Origin of the sequence: Paenibacillus sp. ICGEB2008, assembly GCF_000307675.1 — a bacterium.
Lineage (GTDB): Bacteria > Bacillota > Bacilli > Paenibacillales > Paenibacillaceae > Paenibacillus > Paenibacillus polymyxa.
In genome coordinates, this window is the sequence record NZ_AMQU01000007.1 from 345,359 (window position 1) to 359,672 (window position 14,314).

Below are 14,314 nucleotides of genomic sequence, written 5' to 3' on the forward strand. Positions count from 1 at the left end.
TGCTTCTTGCTTCGGCATCAACGGAGCAAGAGAGGGCTATGGAAACGATAAATATCATTCTAGTTATTTTACTTATCACTTTAACAGCTTTTTTTGTGGCCTCAGAGTATTCCATTATCCGTGTTCGGGTATCTCGTATCAACCAATTGGCCTCAGAGGGCAACAAAAATGCGAAAGCTGTTAAAAATATTCTGTCTCGGCTCGACGAGTATTTATCCGCTTGTCAGCTTGGAACCACATTAACTTCAATGGCGCTAGGCTGGTTAGGGGAATCTACAGTTGAGAAGCTGCTACATCCCCTGTTTGTGTTGGCGCATATTCCAGCTGGACTAACGGGAGTGCTCTCCTTTTTGCTGGCTTTTCTGATTTTGACCTATTTCGAGGTGGTCGTTGGGGAACTGGTACCCAAAACCTTCGCCATACAAATTGCCGAACCGATGGCATTGTTTTTTGCCCGTCCGATTACGGTATTCTATAAAATAACGTATCCTCTGAATTGGGTGCTCAGTCGTTCTTCACGTGTCATTACGGGGCTTTTTGGGCTAAAAAAAAGTATCCGAAGAAGATGCAGCACTCAGTGAAGCCGAGCTTCGACTGGCGTTATCTGAAGGGTTTCGTAGTGGTGAAATTACACCGACAGAATATCGATACCTGAACAATGTATTTGATTTTGACGACCGTGCGGCGCAGGAAATTATGGTACCGCGCATCCACATCCGTTCTATATCTCACCAGGCAACGGTAGCCGAGTTTATGGAGCTGATCGAGGACAAAGTTTATAATTTTCTACCTGTAGCTGAACATGGGGACCGGGATCGTATTATCGGGATGATTCGTGTGAAGGAAGCTCTGCATGATTTGGCCCGTGGGCATAGCACAGGAAATACAACGATGGCTTCTTACATTCATCCGGTGCTTCAGGTGATTGAGACGGTTCAGGCTCGGGATCTGCTGATTCAGATGCAAAAACGACGTATTCCAGTAGCGGTGCTGGTGGATGAATATGGTGGAACGTCTGGGCTTGTCACCCTAGAGGACATTATGGAGGAAATTGTTGGAGACATTCCTTCCTATACGGATACCGAAACCCCCGCAGCGCTAACACCACTCATTACAAAAACAGATGATCATCGTTACATACTCAAATCACAGGCGCTTATCCATGAGGTCAATCGGCGCTTGGAGACAGATATTGAGGCCGGGGACGTATATACGATTGGCGGTTGGATGCTTTCCGAACGTTTTGATATCCAGCAAGGAGACAAGCTGACCAGCGGATTATGGGAGTTTACTGTACTGGAAAAAAACAGTCACCAAATAGACACAATTGAAGCGGTTAAAAAGGCGATTGTTGAACAGAAGGATGACAGTTATTCTCAATGATGGAAAATGGCATGGCGAAGCAATAGATCGCTTCAGATGTGGCGAATGGCCTGCAACGTAGGCGGCAGAGCGATTCGTCCACTTTTTTTGACGCAGTTTGCTGCCTGAATAGAAGGTTGTTTTTGTAGTTAGGTCAGGAGACTTAAGGCTCTGCATCTTTATGCTTATAAATATAGGTGTCTGTGAAAAATACTACTAGAAATGTAGCAATTTTATGGTAAAATGGAATCAAATTTGAGTTTTTTGGGGTGGGCTACAGTACATGAAGATGTCACTAGGTACGAAAATGGTTACTGCATTTGTCTTGATTTCAGCAATAACCTATGGAACAAGCGCTTTTTTTATTTTTGTACTCAAGGACTGGCTTGCTCATGGTACACAGGAATGGGTATACACCTCGATTATTTTGTTATTGGGTGTCCTGTGGAGTGGCATTTTGGGCTGGTTGATCTCAAAATTACTTACACGGCCGATTGTTAGATTGGCCAAGGCGGCAGAGGAAGCTTCGGCGGGCAACCTGTCTGTCGTCATTCCAGAGCGTCGTTCAGATGATGAAATCAAAGTGTTGTACGATGCATTTCGGCATCTGATGTTGAACATTAAAGATATGTTCAATGAGATCTCGTATAGCACCAGAACAACTTCGCAAAGTGCAGAAAATCTGAGCTTGGCTATTGTACAAGCTACGGCGCAAATCGAGTCCATGTCTACGGTAGTAGAAGATATTTTGGATGGCGTGGAGCAGCAAAAGCAAGCATCTGCCCAATCAATTAAAACAGCGGATCGAATGCTGGGCGATTTTAAAATGATGCGTAGCAAATCGGGACATATGCTGGAATTGTCTGGCCATATGGAGCATTCGGTGGATTCAACGCAGACTGTATTTTCATCCCTGATGGATGGCATGGGTGAGCTGACAGCTTCACATAGTCGTTCACAGCAGGTGATTGCACGACTGGAAAAAGAAGCTTCACAAATTGAAGCGATTACAAGCACGGTGAAGGATATTGCCGAACAGACCCATCTGTTGGCGCTGAATGCTTCTATAGAAGCGGCACGTGCGGGAGAAGAAGGGAACGGCTTTGCTGTAGTGGCGCACCAAATTCGCGCACTGGCCGCCCAAAGTACGGAGTCTGTACAGCAAATTAATGCTATCGTTAGCCGTGTACAGTCACAAATCGTAGAGACCGTGGAGTTGATGCATCAGCAAACGTCTCTAGTCAGTGCTGAGGCGGAACGGACAAGCTCTGTCGACCAGACGCTGAACCGTTTGAACGCTATTGTACGTGAATTTGTCGAAAGCATTCGCACCATGGAAGAAGCCGTAACAGAGCAGACGAATCGGGTGGATCAAACCTTTGAGCAGATTCATCGTATCCAGCAAATGTCAGGGGCGTTCTCTGAAGGTGCTCACAAAATTTATACGGCTGCTCATGAGGAGACGGCTATTATGCAGGAAATTTCATCCTCTTCCGAGGACTTGAAAGTGCTTACGAATAAACTCATGATGAAAACACGTGGAATCAATTATAACTAAAAACGTCATGTGAGGCATGATGCATACCCATAAAAACGTAGCTGCTACACACCGGAAAACGAAGCAAAATGGTTCTCCGGTGTGTGGTGGCTATTTTTTAATTTCAAAAAATTCACATTGTTTTCTGGGATGGTAAGCCAGGTCACTGACGCTAGACTGCACAACGATGGTCTGATCGTCAAAACGGATTATCGTCCCGCCTGAGCCAATCAATTGGTCATCTTGAAATACCCGGACACGAAGATGACGTTCCAGTGCCTCGCTGAAATCCTGATCTGTAATTAATCGGCGATTAATCGGCATGAGTGTTCTCCTTTGAATATAATATCTTTTATCATAAAGGTTAAGGTATTGAACAAGCAAGAAAGACGGCTAGAACATATTCGACTATTTGGTATAAAATAGAAGATACAAAGAGAGAAAGAAATCGAAGGGGGGCTTTCTATGGACTGGCTATGGTCAGGGTCTTGGTTCGATGCGTATGCGCCGGAAGGGTTCGAAGCCTTTACTCCGTCACATGCTTTGGCTATACTGGGGCTCATTGTATGTGCTTTGCTGCTGTGGCTAACGCGGGGATGGGTTCGGTCAAATAAGCCTGTAAGTGAGGGAATTCGCTGGTTATTAATTACGGTCCTCATTCTCTCAGAGGTGACTTTGAATATATGGTATGTGACACAGCATATTTGGGATGTCCAGACATCGTTGCCCTTAGAATTGTGCAGTGTGACACTGCTGTTGTCCATCCTGATGCTTATGTTCCGCAGCCGTTGGTTATATCCGGTCGTCCTGTTTGCCGGAATTGGAGGAGCGCTCCAAGCAGTACTTACGCCTAATTTGGCTTATGCCTTTCCGCACTATCGTTTTATCCATTTTTTCGTAGCTCATAGTGCTATTATTTTGGCTGCCCTATATATGACCTGGATCGCAGGACTCCGACCGACATGGAAGAGTGTAGGGGGAGTTATGCTATTCCTCAATGGCTTGGCGTTGATGGTGTGGATTGTAGACCGTGCGTTTGGTGCCAACTACATGTTTCTGACCGGAAAGCCGTCGACACCATCGATATTGGATGTTTTGGGGCCATACCCTGTTTATATTTTGGCAGAAGAGGTCATTGCACTGCTATTCTTTTCTCTTCAGATGCTGTTGTTTGAGGTGCTGCCAGGAGGCAGATTGTATGTCCGCCTTCGCAAAGGAGCTGTGCATGGTGCTGACAGGGCGCTATAAAATAGTTGTAAAGCCATGCAAAAGCAGCCTTTTCCACTAGTAATGACTTGGGATAAGGCTGCTAAGAATGTCTGAGCAGTAGCTTATACGGGGACAACGATCCCCTTTATGCTTAACGCAGCAGCGATTCTGCTCCGTCTACATAGATCTCTGTACCCGATACATGAGATGATTCATCTGAGGCGAGAAACAGGACCAGATTGGCGACCTGCTCTGGCTCACCGGGAGCATCCTCCAGCGGATGCTCTCCGCCCTTCGGAAATTCGACTGGAATTTGTACCTTCTTCAAGTCTTCGGTAGGGTACGTGTTATCATCAATTTTCGTGTCGATAGCTCCTGGGCATATCGCGTTGACCCGTATTTTGTAACGTGCCAGCTCCAGCGCTGCCATTTTCATAAAAGCAACCTGAGCCGCCTTGGTAGAGGCGTAAGCTGAAAACCCAATACCCGAAAAGGTTCGGTTACCGTTGATGGAACTGGTGATGATAATGCTGCCGCCGTGTTCTTTCAGGTATGGAACAGCATATTTAACGGTGGCGAAGGTGCCGCGTAGATTAATATTTATTGTGCGGTCCCATTCCTCCAGCTCCATGGTCTCGATAGGGGCCATGGTGCCATTAATGCCTGCGTTGGCGAACACGATATCCAGCTTTCCGTATGTTTCCACGACTTTAGCGAACCCCTGCTGAATCATGTCTGGCTTGGCAATATCACATTCCAGCACAAGTGCTTCACCGCCTGCCTGCTCAATGATTGCTTTGGTTTCCTCTGCATGCTCAGGTGTCCGATCCAGCATGACCACCTTGGCGCCTTGTTCTGCAAAACGAATGGCGGTTGCTTTACCGATTCCTGAACCGCCGCCGCTGACCACTGCTATCTTTCCTTGCAATCTCTGCTCTGCCATTGACTATTCCTCCCATTCCGTTCATAAGCTAAACCTGACTCGTTATTCCAATACCTCTGAACGCTGATGGTGAAACAGTAGCAGCTGTATTTCACCCCATTTGCGAAATATGGTAACATAGGCGAACCAGTAGGAAGATATAAAGCAAACCTATAGATTCTGAGCAAGTATCGGAGAACACGCGAGTGACGGAGGTGGAGCGAATTGGACAATAAGAGACAGGGCCAATCCGAAATAACAGACTCTATAGCACGAATCGGAAAAATGAAACCATGGGTCATGAACGGTCCCAGTATTCAAATTGATCCGTTGTTTCCCTATTACGCCAATCGGTCGCGGGATAGCATAGCGGATGAGATCGCCCTTGCAGGCTACCAGACCGTGCATTATTTTGTCGTGCGTGAAAATGAAGTGGACGGAGCGCTTGTTGCTGCTTTCCAGCGTAGAGGCATCGCGGTGTGGGCGATGGTGCTGGGTAACGGTTCTTTTGGCGTGTCCCAGCTGCCGCCAGCGTGGAAGGAATGGCGCATGGAACTGCTGCGCGAGCCCAATGATGGTTTTCAGCGGCTTTCGCATTTTGCCCAGGATTATGTGGAATGGAAAAAGAAAGCCGCTGCCCGGCTCGTCACCGATATTCCGTTTGACGGCTTTGAGGTGGCGGAGCCTTATTTCCCCGAATGGAACGGGCTGCGCAGTGGAGTGTACGGGGATATTGGGCCGCATGCACAACGTGCCTTCCGTGCGCGCTACAGTGAGGACATTCCGAATTTTCGTGATAAGCATGCGCGGAACTACTACCGGAAGGTCCCGAAGCTGTACGCACAGTGGGTCGATCTGCGCGTGGACGCCGTGAATGGGCTCATCCGTGAGCTGGTGAACGGTGCAGGCGGTGTGCGTGATGTCCGGCCGGACATCTGCGTGGCGACATGGTCGCTCGCTGTGAGCGGGCGTGGCGATATTCCCGGTCAGCTGCGGGAATGGCAGGGTCTGGACGCGGTAGCCATGATCGGGAGCGTAGCCCCGGATATGCACGTACTCCAGACCCATTGGCCAGACTGGATGCGTCGCCGTCTGCCGCCACAGTATATTCGCGGCTATGCTCGCATCGCGCAGTCCATACGCGCCGCTTATCCGGGCTTGCCCCTCGGAGTGCAGGCAGATATCGGTTCGCTCGCGCGGATGGTTCGGGACCGCGAGTGGACGCGGCAATTCGGGGCTACCGCCCTGGAGGGCGATTACAACGCCTGGACTGCGTATGAATACCATCTGGGAGGCTACATGTACGATGAGCCTCCAGTACCTCTTAGGGCGGAACGTTCCGCCGAAGATGAGGTGGTTATTTCTTTCAGTAAGCGAATTGCAGCCCCGGTTGTGGGCGAACTTCGTATTTGGAGCCGGGAGGACAGCGCAGATTCAACTCGCGCTTTGAACCGCAAGCTAGCGAATGATTCACTAACACTGCTAGAGCTTGTGGCGGCAGCAGCAGACGGAAACCGTCTATTGCTCCGTGTACGTAATTTACCATCCAGAACATTTAGTATGCGTATAGACGGTGTGCAGGATACACCAGAGCTGTGGCTACTCAAGGGAAGAAAGGCGCATCGCAATCTTCTCGAACATGAAGTAAAGGTTCCTTAAAATTTGGGTAATAACAAAATAACAGCTGTATAACGGCTCATTTGCCGGAGCATCATGAATTATATATTAAGGCAACATCTTTTCATAACATAAACAATAGTGGAGTGAAAAAGGTATGTGGGATTGGGATTATCTGATTCGAGTCATGTTTGCCGGATTGTGCGGCGCATTAATCGGCTATGAACGCAAAAGTCGGATGAAGGAGGCAGGCATTCGCACGCATTTCATTGTCGGGATCGGGGCGTCGCTTATGATGGTGGTATCCAAATATGGTTTTCAAGACCAGACTGTATGGTCTAACCTATCGCTGGACCCTTCCAGAATAGCAGCACAGGTTATAAGTGGAGTTGGCTTTATCGGCGCAGGAATGATTTTTACACAAAAAAATAGAATCAAAGGGCTAACTACCGCTGCGGGCATCTGGACTACCGCCGGGATTGGTATTGCTGTCGGTGCAGGAATGTATGGGCTTGGCGCGGGTGTAACGCTGTTTATTTTGGCGGCTCAGTCCTTGCTCCATAGTCGTTTTTATCAGATGGCTACCCCGTCCACACGGCAAGTGGTAGTTCAGGTTGATAATGAGCCGGGTGTACTGAATCAAATTAAAGAACTGCTGGAGAACAAAAAACTGACCATTCACAGCTTTCACGCCGAGCGCATCAATAACGGTGAGCAGTTGATGGTTCATATGCTTCTAAAACTGTCTCGGTCAGAGGGAGTGGAGGAATTGTTGTCACTGCTGCAAGAGATGGAAGGCATCCGTTCAGTCGAGACCAAATCCAATTAGACGACTTTACTGCTTTTTGTCGAACGCTGTAGACTCATTTAACAGTAAAAAAATCTAAAAATAATGATTGAAAACGCTTCCTTTTGTGTATATACTCTTACTACATCACAGAATCAGCACCTTAGAAAGTATCAGGGGATAAGCAAAAACGACCTCATGCGTATGCACAAGGTCGTTGTGGTTATCCCGTTATGAAAGACGGATTATTTTACTTTGACGGGTTCAGGATATTTTTTACCCAGCGTATCTACAGTAACTTTTTTCATTGTAGCTGGTTTGGTAGGTTTGTCATTGCTATCCCGTTTGGAGTTGACGATAGCGTCGACCACGTCCATTCCGGACGTTACTTTACCGAAAGCGGCATACTGACCGTCGAGGTAGTCCGCATCGTCAACCATGATAAAAAATTGCGATCCGGCTGAATCCAGATCCGCTGAGCGGGCCATGGATAATACGCCACGTGTATGTTTGAGTGTATTGTTAACGCCGTTGCTCTTGAATTCCCCTTTGATACTGTAGCCGGGGCCGCCTGTACCGTTACCTTGCGGATCACCACCCTGAATCATAAAGCCGGGGATGACGCGGTGGAAAATGGTACCGTTATAAGCTCCCTTTTGCACCAAGGAGATGAAATTGTTAACCGTGTTCGGTGCTACTTCCGGATACAGCTCAAGCTTGATTTTCTTGCCATCGTTCATGACAATCGTGACAACTGGATGTGAAACAGCCTTGCTTTTGTCTTTAGTTGCAGCGGGAGTTGTGGTGCTTGTCCGGCTTGCAGCTTCCACATCGGTGGCTTTTGTGCCACATCCGGCAACCAGCACGAGCATGATGGCCAGCAGGCACAATGTGTACCATGGGCGTATCGATTTTCGGTTCATTAATATTCCTCCTGAAAGGTTGGATGGTGTAACATCCTAATTTATAGTTTGGGGACAGCGCAGAACACTTTTCCATTTACTATCATACCTTTTTTGTTGGGGATAAGGAAATACGGGTTTGAAAGCCGTATTCTTGACCCATACTGCTGCTATTCCCAAGGAAAGGGGCAGGATCATGATGGAGGTAGACAAAAAACTGGCTAAAGGTCTCATATGGGGTATGGCGTTCAGTCTGCCAGTTTGGGTAGGGGTGCTGTACTCAGTACAACATATTCGTGACTGGCTATAACATAAAGTGTAAAGATAGGCCAAAACCGCAATGGTTTTGGCTTATTTATATTTGTGCCAGTCCAAATTGCTGTTATTCAACAGATGTTCAAAGTTGTTGTCCAGCTTCTTTTGTTCAGCTTTTTTTGCTTCAAGGGCACGTTGCCGTTCGTCTTCTTTACGCTTGTCTTGCTCTGCTTGCGCTTCATTGGCTTGAGCCTTAAGCTTGTTCAGCACGTCCTGACTCAACAGATCCTTTAAGGTAGCAGGTTTGTCCTGAGCCGCAGGAGCAGCGAAAGACGAATTTCTCTTTTTAGCCATGTCATCATCTCCATTCCATTCGATTATATCAGCTTCTTCGTGGTTGTTCCACGATGAAAGGCTAAGGTTTACGGTAGACTTTTCTAATTTAGAGGGTAATAATGGAATGAACAGAAGGGACGTGTGGCAGCATGCATCTATATTGGAAGCGAAACCTGATTGTTTTGTGGATCGGAGTATTGTTTTGCAGCATGGCCTATTCCGTGTCGATTCCGTTTTTACCTATTTTTCTGAATACGGAATTGGGGGTTAACGATCAACTGGAATTATGGTCAGGAATTGCCTTTGGAGTTACTTTTTTAGCGAGCGCGCTGATTGCCCCGTTTTGGGGCTCGCTGGCAGATAAGTATGGACGTAAGCCGATGCTGATTCGTTCAGGGTTTAGCCTGGCTGTATTGTATCTGGTATGTGCTTTAGTGACAGACCCATATGTATTTGTAGGAGTTCGCTTGTTTCAAGGACTTCTCTCCGGATTTATTCCTGCGGCGATTGCGCTGGTCGGAACGGGCTCGCCTGAAGAAAAAACGGGCTATGCCCTTGGCATTATGGCGACTGCTGGAGCGACTGGCAGCATTATAGGTCCGCTGATCGGTGGTGTGGTGAGCCATTATTATGGCAATCGAAATGCCTTTTTTTTTCTCAGCGGCTCTTGTACTGGTATCTGCGTTCATCGCGACATTTGGCGCTAGAGAGGATAGCTTCAAGGGCACCAGTACCCGCTCGCATGTTCGGGATGATATCAAAGAGGCTATTGCTAATCGGCCATTGTACTTTTTGCTTATTCTAGCTGGATTAAGTACCTTTTCTATTATGATCTTGGAACCGTTAATTACGGTGTATGTGCTTGAAATGGGTGTGGACCGTAGCCATGCGTCTTTAAGTTCCGGGATTGTATTCTCAGCTGTAGGCATCGCGGCAGTGCTGATGGCTCCCCGATGGGGCCGGATTGGAGGGAAAATCGGCTTTGCCCAAGTGTTGCTGATTGGGCTGATCGGTTCGGGGATTGGGAACATCTTGCAGTTTTTTGTAACCAACTTTGTTGGTTTTGGTGCGCTTCGGTTTGGATATGGATTGTTTTATGCGTCTGTCATGCCGGCGATTAATGCAATGACTGTGGAAGTCACCAAGCCAGAGTTTCGCGGACGAGCCTTTAGCCTGAATCAATCAGCTACCCAGCTCGCGACGATGGCGGGGCCGCTGATTGGCGGCATGCTTGGTAGCTGGATGCCCATTCGCTGGATCTTCGTATTAAACGGTGGCATCTTGCTGGTTGCAGCGTTGTTGCTATGGGCGAAGGGAAAAAATGTTTTCCCGATTTCAGCCCAAAATAACGCAACGGATCAGAATATTCATTCTGCCGGATAGGCCAATTAGATAATTATCCCAAACCCTTATTTTTAGTATATTATTCATAACCCTTTACACTGATCATATGACAGGGAGGGATATATTATGATAAGAGACGACATTTTGCGTCAACAGCTTGAGAATGCCCGTCAAAAGCTGTATATTTTACAAGCAAAACATGGCTTTAATCATGCCAGTGTGCTCAAACAGTCTGTAATTATGGATAACCTCATCAATCAATATAACCACCTTTTTTATATAAAAGAAAAAAAAGCCGACTGCATAGATATAACCAACTGGGCGAGATCTTTTAAAAAGGCCACTCGCCCTTGTATTGTAGGGCTGCAATATTTTTAGGTACGGTTAGTTTGATGCGCACTCATCAAGACCCCTATAATAACGACCAAGCCGCCAATGATTTGGCGCCATGTAATCGTTTCGTGCAATAGTAAGACAGAGAACAACACCCCAAATATCGGAACCAAATTCATTAAAGAAACGGAACTGCTCGGTGACAGCTTGATTAATCCGTAATTATAAAGCAAAAATGCGATAACGGAGCAGAACACACCCAGATACATGAGCAACATAAACGATCCCGTTGTCGGAGCCTGCCAGCTATCCTTTTCTAATAGGGCTAACGGTATGAAAAAGATACTACCTGCAACGGTTTGATAAAAAGATAACGTCACCGGCGGATATTTGTCCACAACCTTACGCGTCATGAAAGTGTAGAACGCCCACGCAAATCCGGTGCCAATCAATATTAAATTTCCGATGAGTTGATTCTTACCATCCGAGCTTTCGCCAACGGAGGTTAAGAAATATACCCCGATCATGGCCAGTGCTATGCCGCAGACTTTATATTTGGATAATTTGACTTTATACAAAATAAATTCAAGCAGCGATGTAATTGCAGGATACGATGCGACAATTAATGCTGCGTTGGAAGCGGTCGTCAGGCTAACCCCTATATTCTCCATTGAAAAATAAAGAGTGATTCCCAAAACCCCACTAAACGAAATCGTAGCCAAATCCTTTGGCTTTACTTTGACATGTTCTTTTTTGATCAGCAGAACGATACCTAGTACGATGGAAGCTATGATAAATCTGGATAGACCCAAGGTAAGAGGAGGGAACGTCGTATAGGCTGCTTTGGTGGCAATAAACGATGTGCTCCAGATCAATAGGGCTAGAATCGTAGAAGTATAGTAAATCCGGTTGCTTTCGCTGTGATGAGCTATGACTTTGTTCAAGTTATATCCTCCCTGAGTTCATCCCCTATGAAATATGATAGTGATAGTAGCTACTATAGTTACTACTATGAAAATGCTACTAAAAAGATAATTTGTATATCAGTTTTTGTCAAGGGGAAGTGATATAGTAAGGAAGAACATGAATTGAGGAGAAGACGTCATGAAATCAAAACCAAACATATTAGAAATTCTACGTGATTTGAATTTTAGTGAATATGAAGCCAAGGCTTATGTGACCTTATTGGAAAGCTCACCACTTTCGGGATATGCCGTTTCATTGAACTCTGGAGTACCGAGATCCAAGATTTACGAGGTTTTGTCGGGAATGGTCAACCGTGGGGACATCATGGTAAGTCAAGAAAATACACCTCTATATGTGCCGCTTCCTCCACATGAATTGATTGCCCAGAGAAAGCGCAAAGCAGAGCAGATTTTCAACGTGGCGCAAGAGAGTTTGGAGCAGTACACAGCATCGTTTCAAAACAGAGAGAACATTTGGAATATTTCGGGGTATGAAGCCATTATCAATCGCATTAATGAAGGCGTGAAGGGAGCAAAACACCGAATTTTACTGGAAATTTGGAAAGAGGATGCCGAGGTGTTCCGGGATGCCTTAGAGCAAGCTGCTCAGCAAGGAATTGAGGTGATCCTTGTAGCATATGGTGATCTTAACTTTGATTTTGCTACTGTTTACCGCCATGATATGAGTGAGGAGATTACGTCCGAAATCGGTGGTCGATGGATTGTGCTTAGCGTGGATGACCGGGAGGTTGTAGCTGGCATACTTTCACTTGGTGATGACAGCCGTGCTGCATGGACGCTACACCCGGGTCTTGTAATGCCGATTACGGAAGTGATTATTCATGATATTTATATCATGGAAATCCTATTTGAGTTCCGTGAAGAATTGGAGGCCAAATTCGGCCCTAATCTAATCCATCTTCGCAATAAATTCGCTATGGGTCCGAATGGAAAGGGATATTATGTTCCTTTGACTGAAAAAAGTATTAAACGTGTATAGAGATTGTCCGAGGTCCGATACGCAAAAATAAACAGGCCCATGGAGTATGATTCCATGAGCCTAATTTATTGAGTGCTGTCTTCTGTTATTTTACGGTTACAATCACACGCTGATAATGTTTCAAAGAATGTTTACCATTGTCCTGTACTTCTGCAATGATATGAATCGTATCCCCAGACTTCGCATCTGCCGGAACTGTAAAACTTGCAGTATTTGTGTCGCTACCTTGCAGGTCAATCGTGTTTACTTTCTCGCCTTCAGCTAATTCTCGGTGAAGCCCAAGCTGCATATCACCCAGCATTTCAGGTTTAACTTGCGCGGGTTTGACCTTAGAATCTTCATAGGTGTCAGCTTCGAAATATCTCCACCATTTATAGGTCAATGCATCACCGTCAGGATCTGTTCCTTCTGCATGTAGAGTTATGTTCTCCCCTGGACTAGCCGTTAGATCTAATCCTTCTTTAATGGTCAATGTTGGATTATGGTTAGCATCTTTATAGTCGGAAGCAATAGCCCAATCTGCACGGGCAGCAAAGTCATTTTGAATATCATCAAACCAACGCATCAGAGAGTACTCTGCTTCGAATTTTTTCGTATGCACATCATAATCTAACACCGTATTTCTAAATAATTTATCGTTAACGACACCAAAACGACCTCCCCAGCCACCATAGGTTGGGTTTTCCATGCTCCGTAATCCGTTATCAATTAAATAGAAGAAAGATGGAGAATCTCCTTCGGAAATAAAGTCATACTTGTCGTATTGTGGATTTTTCTTCAAGTAGGCTTCACTGCCTCTTTGTTCTTCATCCAATTCACCTTTGATGATATTGCCGTCGCCCATCAAGGCATACATATTTAGCAGCTTGCCATGACCGTCTTTAATGTTTTTGAAGTTCCATTCCCCGTGTAACTTGCTGTTTACTTCTTCCGTGTGCATTTTCCAAGCATAAGCGAAATGCCAGAAGTTAGATTGGTCATTGATAATTCTGATGTCAGGCCAATTTTTGGCGATGTAATTATTGTAGCTATCGTCCTGGTCCAAAATGATGTACAGAACGAGTTTATCACTTACTTTTTTCTGAATCGTTTCCCATTGATCTGTATTTTTATATTCGTCTTCAATGGATTTTAGAGCTCTGGCTGTGGTATTGGTTCCACCCCAAGTTTGTACATACAGATCTCTTTGGTCATCGTCTAGGAAAAGTGTTTTCAGGAAATTCGAGCCTTCCGTTTCCTTGTCCATTTCACCTTTGTTTGAAATATTTCCGATCTTGGTAACGCTTTTAATATATTCTGGTTTTGGATACCCTTCAGCATGTTTGATTAGGTTGGGGTAAATCTCTCCGTAGGCATCAATCATATCTGTTACCCATTGGGTTCCGGTCCATCTGAATGGCTTGATGCCGGCCTTTTCATCACCTGCATAATGATATACGGAGCTAGTCAGTACAATCCCGGACAAATCCATTTCGTTAGAGTAGAGAAGAAAGCGTATGACTGAGTTCATATCATCTACTTCTCCGTCAGTAGTAATAACCGTTCTAGCCTTGGTCGCTTTATTTTCCACTTTATTTCCCGCTGGTTGTTCTGTTGGAGCAGCGCTTTCATCCTTTACGACGGCTGGCGACTTACCACTGCAACCACTGATGATTAAAATACATATCATAGCTAACAAAAAAATGCTTAACCCTTTTCTTTTTCTCATTTCTGTTCCCCTCTCTGAACGTTTCTATGATGATTTT

The 14,314-nt window shown here is 45.8% G+C and carries 11 protein-coding genes and 3 pseudogenes; 8 read left to right on the forward strand and 6 right to left on the reverse strand.

Annotated elements, in window-relative coordinates; translation table 11 throughout:
• Positions 1-38 precede the first annotated feature (38 nt).
• Both C400_RS28665 and C400_RS0106315 read left to right on the forward strand, forming a co-directional pair.
• Positions 39-1,383: pseudogene (locus C400_RS28665) on the forward strand (hemolysin family protein).
• A 262-nt stretch (positions 1,384-1,645) separates the two neighbouring features.
• Positions 1,646-2,920, forward strand: a complete 1,275-nt coding sequence (locus tag C400_RS0106315; protein ID WP_016821381.1) for a methyl-accepting chemotaxis protein — start codon at positions 1,646-1,648, stop codon at positions 2,918-2,920.
• 90 nt (positions 2,921-3,010) lie between these two features.
• Here C400_RS0106315 and C400_RS0106320 read toward each other — a convergent pair whose 3' ends face one another.
• On the reverse strand, positions 3,011-3,223 hold the full coding sequence (locus C400_RS0106320; RefSeq protein WP_016821380.1) for a hypothetical protein: 213 nt from the start codon (positions 3,221-3,223) through the stop codon (positions 3,011-3,013).
• Between the two features lie 141 nt (positions 3,224-3,364).
• Here C400_RS0106320 and C400_RS0106325 point away from each other — a divergent pair, with 141 nt between their 5' ends.
• Entirely contained in the window at positions 3,365-4,147 is a 783-nt protein-coding gene (locus C400_RS0106325; RefSeq protein WP_017426369.1) for a YwaF family protein, read from the forward strand.
• A 112-nt stretch (positions 4,148-4,259) separates the two neighbouring features.
• Here C400_RS0106325 and C400_RS0106330 read toward each other — a convergent pair whose 3' ends face one another.
• Positions 4,260-5,051, reverse strand: a complete 792-nt coding sequence (locus tag C400_RS0106330) for an SDR family oxidoreductase (RefSeq protein ID WP_016821378.1) — start codon at positions 5,049-5,051, stop codon at positions 4,260-4,262.
• A gap of 204 nt (positions 5,052-5,255) precedes the next feature.
• Between C400_RS0106330 and C400_RS0106335 the strand changes: the two genes are divergently transcribed.
• Together C400_RS0106335 and C400_RS0106340 are read left to right on the forward strand one after the other, a co-directional pair.
• A complete protein-coding gene (locus tag C400_RS0106335; RefSeq protein ID WP_017426370.1) occupies positions 5,256-6,689 on the forward strand; it encodes a hypothetical protein in 1,434 nt (477 codons plus the stop codon).
• Between the two features lie 115 nt (positions 6,690-6,804).
• Complete coding sequence (locus C400_RS0106340; RefSeq protein WP_016821376.1) at positions 6,805-7,476, forward strand: MgtC/SapB family protein; 672 nt, start codon at positions 6,805-6,807, stop codon at positions 7,474-7,476.
• 203 nt (positions 7,477-7,679) lie between these two features.
• On the opposite strand, the gene C400_RS0106345 is transcribed toward C400_RS0106340, so the two are convergent.
• Positions 7,680-8,357, reverse strand: coding sequence for a peptidylprolyl isomerase (locus C400_RS0106345; RefSeq protein ID WP_017426371.1), 678 nt, complete (start codon positions 8,355-8,357; stop codon positions 7,680-7,682).
• A 330-nt stretch (positions 8,358-8,687) separates the two neighbouring features.
• Positions 8,688-8,945 (reverse strand): YqkE family protein, encoded by a 258-nt coding sequence (locus tag C400_RS0106355; protein ID WP_016821374.1) that lies wholly within the window; start codon positions 8,943-8,945, stop codon positions 8,688-8,690.
• A 131-nt stretch (positions 8,946-9,076) separates the two neighbouring features.
• Between C400_RS0106355 and C400_RS0106360 the strand changes: the two are divergent.
• Positions 9,077-10,310, forward strand: a pseudogene (locus tag C400_RS0106360) (MFS transporter).
• A gap of 87 nt (positions 10,311-10,397) precedes the next feature.
• A pseudogene (locus C400_RS26130) lies at positions 10,398-10,565 on the forward strand (aspartyl-phosphate phosphatase Spo0E family protein); the annotation flags it as partial.
• Positions 10,566-10,645: 80 nt separating this feature from the next.
• On the opposite strand, the gene C400_RS0106370 reads toward C400_RS26130, so the two are convergent.
• Positions 10,646-11,548: a DMT family transporter gene (locus C400_RS0106370; RefSeq protein ID WP_016821372.1), complete on the reverse strand. Its 903-nt coding sequence runs from the start codon at positions 11,546-11,548 to the stop codon at positions 10,646-10,648.
• Positions 11,549-11,708: 160 nt separating this feature from the next.
• Between C400_RS0106370 and C400_RS0106375 the strand changes: the two genes are divergently transcribed.
• Positions 11,709-12,569, forward strand: coding sequence for a TrmB family transcriptional regulator (locus C400_RS0106375; protein WP_016821371.1), 861 nt, complete (start codon positions 11,709-11,711; stop codon positions 12,567-12,569).
• Positions 12,570-12,654: 85 nt separating this feature from the next.
• On the opposite strand, the gene C400_RS0106380 is transcribed toward C400_RS0106375, so the two are convergent.
• Positions 12,655-14,277, reverse strand: coding sequence for a DUF1593 domain-containing protein (locus C400_RS0106380; protein ID WP_016821370.1), 1,623 nt, complete (start codon positions 14,275-14,277; stop codon positions 12,655-12,657).
• Between the last annotated feature and the right edge of the window lie 37 nt (positions 14,278-14,314).

Excerpts from the sequence above, each read along its gene's own strand:
- C400_RS0106375 (WP_016821371.1), top strand. The coding sequence starts at position 11,709 with ATGAAATCAAAACCAAACATATTAGAAATTCTACGTGATTTGAATTTT.
- C400_RS0106320 (WP_016821380.1), bottom strand. The coding sequence starts at position 3,223 with ATGCCGATTAATCGCCGATTAATTACAGATCAGGATTTCAGCGAGGCA.
- C400_RS0106330 (WP_016821378.1), bottom strand. The coding sequence starts at position 5,051 with ATGGCAGAGCAGAGATTGCAAGGAAAGATAGCAGTGGTCAGCGGCGGC.
- C400_RS0106315 (WP_016821381.1), top strand. The coding sequence starts at position 1,646 with ATGAAGATGTCACTAGGTACGAAAATGGTTACTGCATTTGTCTTGATT.
- C400_RS0106355 (WP_016821374.1), bottom strand. The coding sequence starts at position 8,945 with ATGGCTAAAAAGAGAAATTCGTCTTTCGCTGCTCCTGCGGCTCAGGAC.
- C400_RS0106340 (WP_016821376.1), top strand. The coding sequence starts at position 6,805 with ATGTGGGATTGGGATTATCTGATTCGAGTCATGTTTGCCGGATTGTGC.
- C400_RS0106345 (WP_017426371.1), bottom strand. The coding sequence starts at position 8,357 with ATGAACCGAAAATCGATACGCCCATGGTACACATTGTGCCTGCTGGCC.
- C400_RS0106325 (WP_017426369.1), top strand. The coding sequence starts at position 3,365 with ATGGACTGGCTATGGTCAGGGTCTTGGTTCGATGCGTATGCGCCGGAA.
- C400_RS0106380 (WP_016821370.1), bottom strand. The coding sequence starts at position 14,277 with ATGAGAAAAAGAAAAGGGTTAAGCATTTTTTTGTTAGCTATGATATGT.